Source organism: Oleiphilus sp. HI0080 (genome assembly GCF_001635135.1).
The window spans coordinates 1-1,287 of record NZ_LWFU01001081.1 but is presented as its reverse complement, the minus strand read 5'-3'; the positions used below and the strand labels follow the sequence as shown (position 1 = coordinate 1,287).

Genomic DNA, 1,287 nt, shown 5'->3' with positions numbered 1-1,287 from the left:
ATTTTTTCAATCAACCGCGCCTTGTTAACTTGATAAGGAATCTCTGTAACAACGATCCGCTCTTTACCTTTCGCGTCAACCTCAACCTCATAACGCGCTCGAAGATAAATCTTCCCTCGACCTGTTCGATAAGCCTGTACGATACCCGCTCGTCCATTGATGAACGCGGCCGTAGGAAAATCAGGACCTGGAATAAACTCCATGAGTTCATCCGTTGAAATTTCCGAATTATCAAGAAGAGCCAAACAGCCACTAATCACTTCATTCAAGTTATGAGGTGGAATGTTTGTTGCCATACCAACGGCGATACCAGACGACCCATTCACCAATAGATTTGGAACGCGCGTCGGCATAACCTCAGGGATCTGCTCTGTGCCGTCATAGTTGGGAACATAGTCGACCGTCTCTTTATCCAGATCAGCAAGGAGAGAGTGAGCAAGTTTCTGCATACGAATTTCGGTGTATCGCATCGCAGCAGGATTATCGCCATCAATCGAACCAAAGTTCCCCTGGCCATCGACCAACATGTATCTAAGCGAGAAAGGCTGAGCCATTCGTACGATCGTATCGTAAACTGCAGAATCGCCATGAGGGTGATATTTACCGATGACATCACCAACCACACGCGCCGATTTTTTATAGGCTTTGTTCCAGTCGTTGTTCAACTCGCTCATCGCAAATAGAACCCTTCTATGCACTGGCTTCAAGCCATCTCGCGCATCTGGCAAAGCACGACCAACGATGACACTCATCGCATAGTCTAAATAGGATTGTTTGAGCTCGTCTTCAATATTTACGGGAAGGATTTCTTTAGCGTGATCACTCATCTGGAGTGCATTCCTTTCTGATAAAAGTCGTTATCGTTATTTAGGTGGGGCAAAAATACTAAACGCAGTTTTAGGCGTGTTTTGCACCACTCTTTGCAGCGCCGATTCAGGCGCATTTAAAAGTGCCCTCATACTACCATAACGGTCTGTTAAAAGTGAGCATTTAGAGCCCCTGAGAGTGCGTTTAAACGCAAAAATTGGAGACTATGCAAACAAAGACTACGCTTAAGACATTATCTTGGTAAATATTCGAGTAAAAGCGTCGGTTATGCCTAAATTTTTAATCGTTGAAGACAGCTCTATTGTCGCAAAAATCTTAAAGCATCTTTTAAAAGAGCATCCCAGTCTTGACTATGATATCGCGACCACCGCCGCAGAAGCGCGCACACTTCTCGAGCGCAATAGATCGGCGTATTTTGCAGCACTCGTAGACCTAAATCTACCCGACGCACCAGACGGA

General features: G+C 45.4%; 1 protein-coding gene and 1 pseudogene. One reads left to right on the top strand and one right to left on the bottom strand.

Translation table 11 applies throughout. The annotated features are described in order from the left end of the window. Positions 1-827 (bottom strand): DNA gyrase subunit A (locus A3751_RS19940; protein WP_304439063.1); only part of this gene is annotated, 827 nt, incomplete at its 3' end. 268 nt (positions 828-1,095) lie between these two features. On the opposite strand from A3751_RS19940, the pseudogene A3751_RS19935 reads away from it, so the two are divergent. Further along, positions 1,096-1,287: pseudogene (locus A3751_RS19935) on the top strand (diguanylate cyclase response regulator); the annotation flags it as partial.